At 63.5% G+C, this 13,210-nt stretch carries 14 protein-coding genes; 11 read left to right on the plus strand and 3 right to left on the minus strand.

The annotated features are described in order from the left end of the window. Window positions 1-220: 220 nt before the first annotated feature. The 8 genes from lepB to E7813_RS20950 all read left to right on the plus strand — a co-directional run bounded on the left by lepB (window position 221) and on the right by E7813_RS20950 (window position 8,421). A complete protein-coding gene (lepB, locus tag E7813_RS20915; protein WP_291577115.1) occupies window positions 221-982 on the plus strand; it encodes a signal peptidase I in 762 nt (253 codons plus the stop codon). Next, on the plus strand, window positions 979-1,782 hold the full coding sequence (gene rnc, locus E7813_RS20920; protein WP_291577116.1) for a ribonuclease III: 804 nt from the start codon (window positions 979-981) through the stop codon (window positions 1,780-1,782). Before lepB ends, rnc begins: the two co-directional genes overlap by 4 nt. After that, entirely contained in the window at window positions 1,779-2,708 is a 930-nt protein-coding gene (gene era, locus E7813_RS20925; protein WP_291577117.1) for a GTPase Era, read from the plus strand. Before rnc ends, era begins: the two co-directional genes overlap by 4 nt. Before the next feature lie 11 nt (window positions 2,709-2,719). Then, window positions 2,720-3,100: a hypothetical protein gene (locus E7813_RS20930; RefSeq protein WP_291577118.1), complete on the plus strand. Its 381-nt coding sequence runs from the start codon at window positions 2,720-2,722 to the stop codon at window positions 3,098-3,100. Window positions 3,101-3,136: 36 nt separating this feature from the next. After that, the gene (recO, locus tag E7813_RS20935; protein WP_291577119.1) at window positions 3,137-3,886 is read left to right on the plus strand and encodes a DNA repair protein RecO; all 750 of its coding nucleotides are present in this window, start codon (window positions 3,137-3,139) and stop codon (window positions 3,884-3,886) included. 199 nt (window positions 3,887-4,085) lie between these two features. Next, window positions 4,086-6,338: a DNA topoisomerase IV subunit A gene (gene parC / locus E7813_RS20940; protein ID WP_291577120.1), complete on the plus strand. Its 2,253-nt coding sequence runs from the start codon at window positions 4,086-4,088 to the stop codon at window positions 6,336-6,338. Between the two features lie 95 nt (window positions 6,339-6,433). Further along, complete coding sequence (locus E7813_RS20945) at window positions 6,434-7,414, plus strand: hypothetical protein (RefSeq protein WP_291577121.1); 981 nt, start codon at window positions 6,434-6,436, stop codon at window positions 7,412-7,414. Next, window positions 7,411-8,421 carry a hypothetical protein gene (locus tag E7813_RS20950; RefSeq protein WP_291577122.1) on the plus strand — a complete coding sequence of 337 codons (1,011 nt, stop codon included), beginning with the start codon at window positions 7,411-7,413 and terminating at the stop codon, window positions 8,419-8,421. Before E7813_RS20945 ends, E7813_RS20950 begins: the two co-directional genes overlap by 4 nt. Window positions 8,422-8,436: 15 nt before the next feature. On the opposite strand, the gene chrA is transcribed toward E7813_RS20950, so the two are convergent. Further along, entirely contained in the window at window positions 8,437-9,831 is a 1,395-nt protein-coding gene (gene chrA / locus E7813_RS20955) for a chromate efflux transporter (RefSeq protein WP_291577123.1), read from the minus strand. After that, window positions 9,828-10,646 (minus strand): chromate resistance protein ChrB domain-containing protein, encoded by an 819-nt coding sequence (locus E7813_RS20960; protein ID WP_291577124.1) that lies wholly within the window; start codon window positions 10,644-10,646, stop codon window positions 9,828-9,830. Before E7813_RS20960 ends, chrA begins: the two co-directional genes overlap by 4 nt. A 235-nt stretch (window positions 10,647-10,881) precedes the next feature. On the opposite strand from E7813_RS20960, the gene E7813_RS20965 reads away from it, so the two are divergent. From E7813_RS20965 to E7813_RS20975, 3 genes are read left to right on the plus strand one after another with little or no spacing between them, the layout of a single operon-like run. Further along, window positions 10,882-11,667, plus strand: coding sequence for a chromate resistance protein ChrB domain-containing protein (locus E7813_RS20965; protein ID WP_291577130.1), 786 nt, complete (start codon window positions 10,882-10,884; stop codon window positions 11,665-11,667). A 53-nt stretch (window positions 11,668-11,720) separates the two neighbouring features. Next, window positions 11,721-12,296, plus strand: a complete 576-nt coding sequence (locus E7813_RS20970; protein WP_291577125.1) for a sulfite exporter TauE/SafE family protein — start codon at window positions 11,721-11,723, stop codon at window positions 12,294-12,296. Then, on the plus strand, window positions 12,287-12,463 hold the full coding sequence (locus E7813_RS20975) for a hypothetical protein (RefSeq protein ID WP_291577126.1): 177 nt from the start codon (window positions 12,287-12,289) through the stop codon (window positions 12,461-12,463). Before E7813_RS20970 ends, E7813_RS20975 begins: the two co-directional genes overlap by 10 nt. 75 nt (window positions 12,464-12,538) lie before the next feature. Here the strand turns inward: E7813_RS20975 and E7813_RS20980 are convergent. Next, window positions 12,539-13,210: Cj0069 family protein (locus E7813_RS20980; RefSeq protein ID WP_291577127.1), on the minus strand; the 672-nt coding region annotated here is incomplete at its 5' end.

The raw sequence follows: 13,210 nt of genomic DNA on the forward strand, positions 1-13,210 counted from the left end.
TGAATTAGCAAGTTTTGACCGGGCCGTTGATTGCGCGGCTGCGAACAACCGTCTAAAACGCCGCGAGGGATCGAGCCAGAGCGATTCAGGTTTGTGCCGGAATTCGCTTTCACTATCAGAATCAGGGCCATTTTTTCGGCGCGAAACGACGGGCGGTTCGCGTGGGGGGGAAGTGTTCTGCCACCGCGCGAGAAATCGCGGGCTGGAATTGGGAAAAGCGATGAGCGTGACCTCAGGAGCAAAATCCGAAAGCGGCCTGGGTGAAACCATCCGCGTTATTATCCACGCGGTGCTGATCGCACTGGTGATCCGCACCTTCCTGTTTCAGCCCTTCAACATCCCCTCGGGGTCGATGAAGGCGACATTGCTGGTCGGCGACTATCTGTTCGTCTCGAAATATTCCTACGGTTATAGCCATTATTCCATTCCGGGATCGCCGCCGCTGTTTTCGGGGCGCATCTTCGGCTCCGAGCCTGCGCGCGGCGATATCGTCGTGTTTCGCCAGCCCAAGGACGATTCAGTCGACTTCATCAAGCGCGTGATCGGCCTGCCCGGCGACCGCATCCAGATGCGGGGCGGCCTGCTCTACATCAACGACAAGCCGGTGCAGCGCGAGCGCGTCGGCGATTTCATCGGCGAGGACCCTTGCGGTTTCTCCGACGCCACCGCGCGGGTGAAGCGCTGGAAGGAGACGCTGCCGAACGGCGTCAGCTATGAGTCGCTGGATTGCCAGGACAACGGCTTTTACGACGACACCATCGAATACGTGGTGCCGCCAGGTCATTTCTTCATGATGGGCGACAACCGCGACAATTCGGCAGACAGCCGCGTGCAGTCGGTGGTCGGCTATGTGCCGTTCGAGAACATCATCGGCCGCGCCCAGATGATTTTCTTCTCCATTGCCGAGGGTGAACACGTCTGGATGTTCTGGCGCTGGCCGGTGTCGGTGCGCTGGAATCGCATATTCTCAATCGTGCGATGAACGACGAAACGCCGGATCTCCAGACCTCACCGTCAGACGGTCCTCAACCTGAGGCGGCGCGCGAACAGGCGCCGAAAAAGCGCAGCAAGGTCAGCGTCAAGGCTGCTGCCGCGGCGGCTGCCACCGCCGCGCTTGAAGCGCGTATCGGGCACAAATTCGCCGATCCGGCGCTGCTCGCCACCGCTTTCACGCATGTTTCCGCGCTGAAGAAAGCCACGCGCCAGCGCAGCGACAGTTACCAGCGCCTGGAATTCCTGGGCGATCACGTGCTCGGACTGATCGTGTCCGACATGCTGTACCGCGCCTTCCCGAAGGCCGACGAGGGCGAACTGTCGAAGCGGCTCGCCGATCTCGTGCGCAGGGAGAGCTGCGCCGACGTCGCCCAGGCGCTCGGACTGGTTGACGACATCAGGCTTGGCCAGATCGGCGCCGGGGCGGGCGCGCGGCTGCGCACATCGGTGCTCGGCGATATCTGCGAGGCCGTGATCGGCGCGGTGTTTCTCGACGGCGGCTATGCTGCTGCGGCGCAATTTGTCGAGCGCAACTGGACCGAGCGGATGCGCAAGAACCGGCGGCCGCTGCGCGATCCCAAGACGGTGTTGCAGGAGTGGGCGCAGGGCAAGGGCCTGCCGACGCCGGTCTATCGCGAGGTCGACCGCACCGGCCCGCATCACGATCCGCAGTTTCGCGTCGCCGTCGATCTGCCCGGGCTGGCGACGGCCGAAGGCGTCGGCGGCAGCAAACGCGCGGCTGAAAAGGACGCGGCCGCCGTGATGATCGCGCGCGAAGGCGTCAAGTGACGGATGAGCTTCCCGATGCGGCGAAACCGGTCGCGACCCGCTGCGGCTTTGTCGCGCTGATCGGCGCGCCCAATGTCGGCAAGTCCACGCTGGTCAACGCGCTGGTCGGCTCCAAGGTCACCATCGTCTCGCGCAAGGTGCAGACCACCCGCGCGCTGATCCGCGGCATCGTGATCGAAAACAACGCGCAGATCATCCTGGTCGACACGCCCGGGATTTTCCTGCCCAAGAGGCGGCTGGATCGCGCCATGGTATCGACGGCATGGAGCGGGGCGCATGATGCCGACCTCGTCTGCGTGCTGCTCGACGCCAAGACCGGAATCGACGAGGAAGCCGATGCGATCCTCGCCAAGGTCGCATCCGTTCGTCACGATAAAATTCTGGTGCTGAACAAGATCGACCTGGTGCCGCGTGAAAAGCTGCTGGCGCTGGCCAAGGCCGCCAATGACCGGATCGGTTTCGAGAAGACCTTCATGGTCTCGGCGCTGTCGGGCGACGGCGTCGACGATTTGCGCCGGACGCTGGCGGAGATGGTGCCGGCGGGACCGTTTCACTATCCCGAAGACCAGATGTCGGATGCGCCGATGCGGCATCTGGCGGCTGAAATCACCCGGGAGAAAATCTTCCGCCAGTTGCATCAGGAATTGCCGTATCAATCCACCGTCGAGACCGACAGCTGGACCGAACGCAAGGACAAATCCATCCGCATCGAGCAGACGATATTTGTCGAGCGCGAAAGCCAGCGCAAGATCGTGCTCGGCAAGGGCGGCGCCACCATCAAGTCGATCGGCGCAGATTCGCGCAAGGAGCTGGCCGAGATCGTCGGTGTTCCCGTGCACCTGTTCCTGTTCGTCAAGGTGCGCGAGAACTGGGGCGACGACCCCAACCGCTACCGTGAAATGGGACTTGAGTTTCCAAAGGAATAGCCGGGATACCGATGACGCTGCCCAAAAACGTGCTGTGGTTTGAAGTGCTGATGTATCTGTCGCTCACCCTCGATGCGGCGTCGGTGGCGTTTCAGGACCGGACCCCGACCGCCGAAATAACCGAAGCGACCATCGCCGCGGCCAATTTCCTCGCCGCCTGCACCATATTGTTGCTGGTCTATTTCGTCTGGCTCGCGGCCCAGCGGCGCAAGAACTGGCCGCGCTGGGTGCTGGCCGCGGCATTGGTGCTTTCCGTGATCTCGCTGGTGCAGACCATCGGGGAGATCGGCCTCCAGCTCGACAGCGCCATCGAGATCGTTTCCTGCGCCGCGACGACGGTCGGACTGTATTTTTCCGTCACCGGTGACGCGAAGGGCTGGTTCAACGGGTAGCTGCGTCCACCCTCAGAATCCTGTAAGCTCCACTCCATGGAATGGACCGACGAAGGCATCGTGCTGGGAGTGCGGCGGCATGGCGAATCCAGCGCCATCGTCGAGCTCCTGACGCGCAGCCATGGCCGCCATCTTGGCCTGGTGCGCGGCGGGGCTTCGAAGCGGATGCGCCCGATGCTGCAACCCGGCAACAGCGTAAGCGCGGTGTGGCGGGCGCGGCTCGACGAGCATCTCGGCACCTATGTGATCGAGGGCACGCGGTTGCGCGCGGCTACCGTGCTGGCGTCGTCGCACGCGGTCTATGGCGTGACCCATCTGGCCTCGCTGGCGCGGCTGTTGCCCGAGCGCGATCCGCATCAAGAAATTTACGAAATGCTCGAACGCACGCTGGACGATTTCGACGACATCGGCGAAGCCGCGGTGCATCTGGTGAAGTTCGAGCTGGCGATGCTCACGGAACTCGGCTTCGGGCTCGATCTGGAAAATTGTGCGGCGACCGGCGAGACCGCCGACCTGATCTATGTATCGCCGAAATCCGGCGGCGCGGTGTCGCGGGCTGCCGGCGACCCCTGGCGCGACCGGCTGTTGCGGCTGCCGGCGTTTTTGCGCGAAACCGGTGGTGGTCGCAACGCTTGGTCGGACCAGGACCTGCAGGACGGTTTTCGGCTCACCGGCCTGTTTTTGCTGCGCCACGTGCTGGAGCCGCGCGGGCAGGGCCATTCCGACGCCCGCGAGGGGTTTATCAACGCGGTGACGCGGCACCGGGCGAGCGTGGCGGTTCCGTGACCTGAGCATCGATGTCGTTCCTGCGAAAGCAGGAACCCATCCGCCGCGGCCCATCGGTAGGATGATGTGGCGGCTGCCTTTTTCAACAACAGGCGCCCGGCATTACAGGTCCCTGCTTTCGCAGGGACAACGGCGAGAGGGCGCCGCATGCCCTGATTCGCGGCTTGCCCGATTCAGCGACAAAGTTTAACCCGTCCCGATGGGAAAACGACTGATTCCTCCGGAGCCGGCGGAAATTCACGAGGTCACGTTGCGCGATGCGCTGGAGGAGCGCTATCTCGCTTACGCGCTCTCGACCATCATGCACCGCGCGCTGCCTGATGCCCGCGACGGCCTGAAGCCGGTGCACCGGCGCATCCTCTACGGCATGCGGCTGCTGCGGCTCGATCCCGGCACGACATTCAAGAAATCCGCCAAGATCGTCGGCGACGTCATGGGTTCGTTCCATCCGCATGGCGATCAATCGATCTACGACGCGCTGGTGCGGCTCGCGCAGGATTTCTCTTCCCGTTATCCGCTGGTCGACGGGCAGGGCAATTTCGGCAATATCGACGGCGATAATCCCGCCGCCTATCGTTACACCGAAGCGCGCATGACCGCCGTCGCGCAGCTTTTGCTCGATGGCATCGACGAGGACGGCGCCGAGTTCCGCCCCAATTACGACGGCACGACGAAAGAGCCGATCGTGCTGCCCGGCGGCTTTCCGAACCTGCTCGCCAACGGCGCGCAGGGCATCGCGGTCGGCATGGCGACCTCGATCCCACCGCACAACGTAGCCGAGCTTTGCGACGCGGCGCTGCATCTGATCGACAAGCCCGACGCCAAATCGAAGACGCTGCTGAAATGGGTCAAGGGTCCGGATTTTCCGACCTACGGTATCATCGTCGATTCCAAGGAAAGTATTGCGGAAGCCTATCTGACCGGGCGCGGCTCGTTCCGCACCCGCGCAAAATGGACCCAGGAGGAGGGCGGGCGCGGCACCTGGGTGGTGGTGATCACGGAAATTCCATGGCTGGTGCAGAAGTCCCGGCTGGTCGAGAAGATCGCCGAACTGCTCAACGACAAGAAGCTGCCGCTGGTCGGCGACGTCAGGGATGAATCGGCCGAAGACATCCGCCTCGTCATCGAGCCGAAATCCCGGGCGGTCGATCCGGAATTGCTGATGGAATCGCTGTTCCGGCTGACCGAGCTGGAAAGCCGGATACCGCTGAACCTCAACGTGCTGGTGAAGGGCCGCATCCCCAAGGTGCTAGGGCTGGCCGAATGCCTGCGCGAATGGCTCGACCATCTGCGCGACGTGCTGCTGCGCCGGACCAATTATCGCAAGCAACAGATCGAGCATCGGCTGGAAGTGCTCGGCGGCTACCTGATCGCGTACCTGAACATCGACAAGGTGATCAAGATCATCCGCAACGAGGACGAGCCGAAGCCGGCGCTGATGAAGGCGTTCAAGCTCACGGAGGTCCAGGCCGACGCTATCCTCAACATGCGGCTGCGGTCTTTGCGCAAGCTCGAGGAATTCGAGATCCGCACCGAGGACAAGAACCTTCGCGCCGAGTTGAAAACCATCAAGGGCACGCTGGGCTCGGAACGCGAGCAGTGGTCCAAGGTCGCCGATCAGGTCCGAAAAGTGCGCGACATCTTCGGGCCGAAGACGCCGCTCGGCAAGCGCCGGACCACCTTTGCCGACGCACCCGAGCATGACCTGGCCGCAATCGAGGAAGCGTTCGTCGAGCGCGAACCGGTCACCGTGGTGGTTTCCGACAAGGGCTGGGTGCGCACGCTGAAGGGCCAGGTCGCCGATCTCTCGGGGCTGACCTTCAAGACCGACGATCAGCTCGGCTCGGCGTTCTTTGCGGAGACCACCTCAAAGCTGTTGCTGTTCGCCACCAACGGAAAATTCTACTCGCTCGATGTCGCCAAGCTGCCGGGCGGGCGCGGCCATGGCGAGCCGATCCGGATGTTCATCGACATGGAGCAGGACTCAGCGATCGTGTCGCTGTTCGTCAATACCGGCGGCCGCAAATTCCTGGTCGCGAGCCATGAGGGCCAGGGCTTTGTCGTCAACGAGGACGATTGCGTCGGCAACACCCGCAAGGGCAAGCAGGTGCTCAATGTCGAAATGCCCAACGAGGCCTGTGCGATTGCCACCGTCACCGGCGACCATGTCGCTGTGATCGGGACCAACCACAAGATGGTGGTGTTCCCGATCGACCAAGTGCCGGAAATGGCGCGCGGCCGCGGCGTACGCCTTCAGAAATATTCCAGTGCCAAGCTGTCGGACGTTGCGACCTTCGATTCCAAGGCCGGCCTGACCTGGCAGGATTCGGCCGGCCGCGACCAGGGTCTGAGCTGGAAGGAATTGTCGGACTGGCGCGGCAACCGCGCCGACGCCGGCCGTCTCGCCCATGGTCTGCCGAAGTCGAACAAGTTCGGCCGCGGCGTGGAATAAGAGCCCGGCGTTCGCAGGAACGGCGAAGCACGGCAATTTGACTTTGACTGCGACTGGCTTCTCGCCGATGCTGAGCGGAAAACCGGGAGGCGGCATTGCGCGAAACGGCATTACTCGGGCGAGCTCTCGGCATCGCGCTGACGCTGCTGGCCGCTCCGACAGTGCTTCACGCCCAATCCACCCCCGGCGCGCTCGCCGAATCCACCGCAACCCTGGCAAGGGGCGAGTGGCCGGCCTATGCCGGGACCTACGCCGCGGCGCATTATTCGCCGCTCACCCAGATCGACCGCACCAACGCCAGGGACCTGCACGTCGCCTGGCACTGGAAATCGCCGGACCATGCGGTCAGGAGCGCCGATCCGAGGATCGGTCCGAGCCGCGCCAACGAAGCCTCGCCGCTGATGGTCGGCGGGGTGCTCTACACCTCGACATCGCTGTCGCAGGTCGCCGCCATCGACGCGGTCTCGGGCGAGACCAAATGGGTGTTCGATCCCAAGGTTTACCAAAACGGCCTTGGCATTCCCGCCAATGACGGCTGGCTGCACCGCGGCGTCGCCTATTGGCGCAACGGCGACGACGAGCGCATCGTGATCCTCACGGCCTTTGCGCAGATGATCGCGCTCGATGCGAAAACCGGCAAGCCGATCCCGACGTTTGGCAACAACGGCCGGCTCGATCTGGCCGAAGGCCTGCGCCGCCCGGTCGACCGCGATTATTACACCATGAGTTCACCGCCGGTGATCGTGCGCGGCGTCATCATCGCCGGCTCGTCGGTCATGGATTGGTGGGGGCACCGGCCGTCGCCGCCCGGCGACGTCAGGGGTTTCGACGTCGTGACCGGGCGTCTGCTCTGGACCTTCCACACCGTGGCACAGGCAGGCGATCCCGGCGTCGAGACCTGGCAGAACGGTTCCTGGAAGGAGACCGGCAATACCAATGTCTGGGCGCCGATGAGCGCCGATGAGGAACTGGGTTACGTCTATTTGCCGGTCAGCACGCCGACCAACGATTATTATGGCGGCGATCGCCGGGCGACGGCCTCTATGGCGAAAGCCTGGTCTGCATCGACGCGTTGACCGGCAAGAAGGTCTGGCACTACCAGCTCGTGCATCACGGCCTGTGGGACTACGATCCGCCGGCCGCGCCGAACCTGATCGACATCACGGTCGGCGGAAAACCCATCAAGGCGGTCGCGCAGGTGACCAAGCAGGCCTTCGTCTACGTGTTCGATCGGCTCACCGGACAGCCGGTCTGGCCGATCGAGGAACAGCCGGTGCCGGCCTCCACGGTGCCCGGCGAGCATGCCTCAAAGACGCAGCCGTTTCCGACCCGGCCGGCGCCGTTCGATATTCAGGGCGTGCGCGAGGAGGACCTGATCGATCTTACGCCGGAGCTTCACAAGGAGGCGATCGACCTCGTCGCTAAATACGATCACGGCCCGGTGTTCACGCCGCCTTCGCAAAAAGGCACGATCCAGATGCCCGGCATCGGCGGCGGCGCCAACTGGAATGGCGCCGCCATCGATCCCGAAACCGGCATGCTCTATGTATGCACTTTTCGGTTGCCGTTCGTCGTGACCGTTCGCAAGCCGGAGTCGGGGGAAGCTCCTTACGATTTCGTCGGCACCTTCCGCTATTTGCCTGGCCCGCGCGGGTTGCCGTTGTTCAAACCGCCATTCGGCAGCGTCGTCGCCATCGACATGAATACCGGCGAACACCGCTGGCGGATTCCCGTCGGGCATCTCGAGCGGCTTCTCCCGACGGCGCAAGGCGGCGAACCGCTGGGCTATCCCTCACGCATCTGGGCGCTGGTCACCAAAACCGTCATGATCGTGGTTCAGATGGGACCCTACGGGCCGCAGCGCTTTGACCCCGTATTCCAGCGCCGTATCGCGGATCTCAAGGATTTCGATCCGCATTTGTGGGTTTACGACAAGACCAGCGGCGAAATGCTGGCGGAGATCGCGCTGCCGTCCAACGCGACGGGTGCGCCGATCACCTATATGGCCGGCGGCAAGCAATACATCGTATTCGCCGTCGGCGGCGGCCCTTTACCTGAGGAGTTGATCGCGGTTTCGCTTTAGGCGGGAAGGCCGCGATCAGATCACCCCCGACAATCTCAGGACGATGCCGGCCGCGCACGAGCCTGCCAGCACCGTCAGCATTCCGATGTTGAAACGAAAGATCGCCGTCGCGGCGGCGATCGCCAGCATCAGTGCGGGAATATCAACGCTCGACAGGACCGGCATGTCGAACGACAGGCCGAACGATCTCACCGGCATGGTGTCCCGGAACACGGTGTGAAGCGCGAACCAGATCGACAGGTTGAGGATCACGCCGACCACGGCGGCGGTAATCGCCGTCAGTGCCCCCGCCAGCCCCTTGTTGCCCCGCATGGTCTCGATGAACGGCGCTCCCAGGAAGATCCAGAGGAAGCAGGGCGTGAAGGTCACCCATGTCGCGAGCAAGCCGCCGAGCGTGCCGGCCAGCATTGGCGACAGCATGCCGGGGTCGCGGTAGGCGGCCATGAAGCCGACGAACTGCAGCACCATGATCAGCGGCCCCGGCGTGGTCTCGGCCATGCCGAGGCCGTCGAGCATTTCACGCGGCTGCACCCAGTGATAATGTTCGACCGCCTGCTGCGCGACATAGGCCAGCACCGCATAGGCGCCGCCGAACGTCACCATCGCCATCTTGCTGAAGAACAATGCGATCTGGCTGAACACGTTGGCCTGTCCGAACACGATCAGCAGCGCGCCGACCGGCACCAGCCACAGCAGCAGCCAGACCGTGCTTACTCTTAACGCCCGGGGAATGCTCGGGCGCACATGCTCGGGCAATTCGTCGCCGAGCATATCGTCGATGGCGGCTGCGTTTTTGCCGCCGCCATGTTCGATCGCGGCAAATTCCGGCCGTCCGGCTTTCGCGCCGGCATATCCGATCACGCCGGCAGTGATGATGATGACGGGAAAGGGCACGTTGAAAAAGAAGATCGCGACAAAGGCGCTTGCCGCGAGCCCGATCATGATCCGGTTGCGCAGCGCGCGTTTGCCGACGCGGACCACAGCCTGAATCACGATCGCCAGCACCGCGGCCTTGAGGCCAAAGAACAGCGCTTCGACCATTCCGACATTGCCGAAGGCGGCGTAGATGTAGCTCAGCGCCATGATGCAGATGACGCCGGGAAGGATGAACAGGCCGCCGGCCATGATGCCGCCCGCGGTCCGGTGCAGCAGCCAGCCGATATAGGTTGCAAGCTGCTGCGCCTCCGGGCCGGGCAGCAGCATGCAGTAGTTGAGCGCATGCAAGAACCGGCTCTCGGAAATCCAGTTCTTTTCCTCGACCAGGATACGGTGCATCACCGCGATCTGGCCCGCGGGGCCACCGAAGCTCAGCAGCGCGATCCGCAGCCAGACCCGGAAGGCCTCGCCGAAGCTGATGCCGTGGCCGGCACCAGTTTCGGTCGTGGTCTGGCTCGCAGCGACGTCGCTCACGGCGTTGCCTTGTTGGTCGGCCAGTTATGGGTCTCGCCGGTGGCATCACGGCACCAGCGATAGAACGCGTCGTAAAGCGCGATGCCGGCCTCGAGTTGTTCGAGATCGTCGTCATACATTCGCGACAGGCCGAGCGATGCCGCGAGCAAGCCCGGCGCTTCCGGTGACAAATCGAGCCGCCCGGTATCGGCCCCGCGCACCATCGTCGCCAGCCGCAGCAAAGGCGGCGTCGCCAGGCCGAATTCCTCGATCATCACGTCGAAGGTGCAGAGCTCGCCGCGATGACTCCAGAACACGTTTTCGATATCGAACGGCATGGCGTTGAAGCGCTCGCCGACCGCGACCACTTCGGCGGGCGTCACGAACAGGAATACCGCGTTCGGATCGACGAATCGGCGTATCAGCCAGGGACAGGCGATACGATCGATCTTCGGTCGCGCGCGGGTGACCCAGACGGTGCGTCCTTGCGCGTCGCGCGCCGGCAGTTTCGACGCCGGCACCAGCGGAAGCTTGGCGGACTTCCAGCCTTCGAAGCCGCCGTCGAGCGCCTCGGCGGTGACGTTGAGGTGTCTCAGCCACGCCGCGGTGCCTTGTGCAAGTTTCTGGCCGCGCAGGCAGACGACGACGGCCGAGCGTCCGGAGAATTCTTCGCCCCAGTCGGCGGCCTTCTGATGGTTGCGTCTGACCGCACCCGGGATCAGCCGCTGGTCGGCGGCAAAGTCCTCGTCGGTGCGCACGTCGATCAAAGCAGGCGTCTTCGCGGTGCCGATCAACCGTGCAAGCTTGTCTGGAGATATCGATGTATAGGATGACATGGTGCGCCCTCGTGGAAAAACGGGACGCGATACTTGGGCATGTCGCCTCGTGGGGGGATCGCAGGGCCCCCATGCGTTAAATACAGCGGACCGCGCGGCTTCTGTCAATCGCATTTCGGCCGGGTTGACATCTACGGTGTTCCGGTACGTCATATGGTTCTGGGGATTCCCGCGATGACCCCGTGAGGCGGCAGCCGAATATCGCGTCCACGCCCTCTATGACGAGGTGGACGCCATGCCGTCACCAACCGAGATTTCGGTCGCTCAGCTATCCCGCATTATTGGCCTGCCCGGAGCGCCGGTGCTTGTCGATGTTCGTCCACATGATGACGGCGGTTCGGTGTTGCCGGCTGCCCGGCGCATGGAGGCCCAAACCGTCTCGGCATGGGGTCACAATTTTTCCGGCCGGCGCGTCATCGTCTATTGCCGGGACGGCGGCGCCACCGGCGAGGGGACCGCCGCATGGCTTCGGCAGGCAGGCATAGACGCCCAGACCCTTGAAGGTGGGTTCGAGGCATGGCGCGAAGCCGGCCAGCCTCTCTTGTGCGTGGACCGGCTTCCGGAACGCGACGCCGCCGGCCGGACCACCTGGGTCACGCGAGCCCGACCAAAGATCATACGGATTGCATGCCCTTGGTTGATCCGCCGCTTCATCGACCCCGCGGCCGTATTCCTTTACGTAGCCCCGTCGGAAGTGACGGCCGTTGCCGAGCGATTCAAGGCAACCCCCTTCGACAGCGGTGACGGTATCTGGAACGATCGAGCTGACGCCTGCACGTTCGACGTGATGCTTGAGGAGTTCAATCTCAAGACCAGGCCGCTGTCGCGCCTCGCTGCGATCATTCGTGGCGCCGATACTGGCAAGCCCGATCTCACTCTCCAGTCCGGGGGATTGCTGGCGATCTCGCTCGGCTATTCCCGCATGTTCAGGGAAGACGTGGCCCAGCTCGACGCCACGCTGCCGGTGTACGACGCGCTCTATCGCTGGTGCCGCGACGGAACCGAAGAGACGCATGGCTGACCGCCTGTGCCGGCACACTTCCAAATCGATTCACGACAACAGGGGACGACGTCATGAGTTTTCCAATTCCGTTCGATCTCGCCATCTTCCTGCTTGGCACGTTCGCTGCCGCCTTTGTAACCGGGTTGGCAGGCTTCGCCTTCGGCATGGTCGCCGCCGGTATCTGGCTTTTCGCCCTGACGCCGGTGCAGACCACGACATTGATTGTCGCTTACGCGCTCTTGGTGCAGGGCTATTCGACCTGGCGGCTGCGGCGTACGATACTCCCGTCGCGGCTGTGGCCTTTCGTCCTGGGAAGCGCCATCGGAATTCCCGCGGGCATCGCCGTCCTTGAATTGGCATCGGCCGTACATTTGAGAACGGCTGTCGGCCTGCTGTTGATCGCGTTCGGCCTCTACAATCTGCTGCGACCGAAAATGCCGAATCTGAAAAACGTAGGGCAAGCCGGCGACGCCGGCATTGGATTCCTCAATGGCGTGCTCGGCGGATCGACCGGGCTAGGCGGCATTCTCCCGACCTTGTGGTGCGTGTTGCGCGCTGGCCCCGCGACGAACACCGCTCGGTATCGCAACCGACCGCGGTCGCAACCTTCGCCCTGTCGTTACTGGGCTTGGGCGGGATGGGCCTGATTACTCCGGAAATCACCCGGCTATTTTTGATCGGCCTGCCGGCGCTTGTGGCGGGAACGCTGCTCGGTTGGTCGCTCTACGGCAAGCTGGATGAGGTCGCCTTCCGTAGGGTTGTCCTCATTCTGCTCCTGTTGTCCGGTTTGGCGATCGTCGTTACGGGCCGGTGACCTCCGAAGGTGACTCTTGCGAAAGTGAAAGTCGCAGCGACGCGGTGAGCGCGTTGCGCCGAGGGACACCGGGGTTCACGAACTAGATCGAGCCTTCGCGAGGCGGGCAATCTCCGATGGCGCCTGTTCGGGAAAGGGAAAGACCGAATTGACGTTGATCTCGCAAAGCACGTAGGTGTCCTGGCCCGACGCGTCGCGTGGCCCATAGAGAAAGTCGGCATCCCAGATGATCGGCAGCGACCCGACGTCGATGTCCAGCAGTTGCATCATCTGAGGCGTCCATTCGGACTCCATTTTTGTCCTTAGCGTCTGAAACTCCGGCGCGGCAGCCGGATGCATGATGCGCGGGGCCGGCTGTGCCGCGACCGAGTCCGGACCTTCGGGAGGCGGCGGGATTAGCGCCTTGATGAACTGGTGTCCGAAGCCGACGACTTTGTCCGCGCCCATGTAGCAACGGATCATGCCGTCTGGCAGCCGGACCTGGAACGGTTGATCGATGATGCAACCATGGTTCACGAAATAAGGTTCGCATCGGCTCATGAAAGCACCGAGCGGCATTTCCTGCGGGACGCTGCCTCGGGGCGCGTGCAACACCCGAACGATTGCACCGTCCGGTCCGGATGCGGATGCGAGTTCGACTTTCCAGACGCCTTCGCCGCCGTTGCCGCGATTCTGCTTGATGACCCGCGGGCCCGCCGCTCGAACACGCTGCGGAAATTCCTCTCGGAACGCACCGGCGTCGCGATA

The organism is Bradyrhizobium sp. (assembly GCF_004799405.1).
In the GTDB taxonomy this organism is placed as follows: Bacteria; Pseudomonadota; Alphaproteobacteria; order Rhizobiales; family Xanthobacteraceae; genus Bradyrhizobium.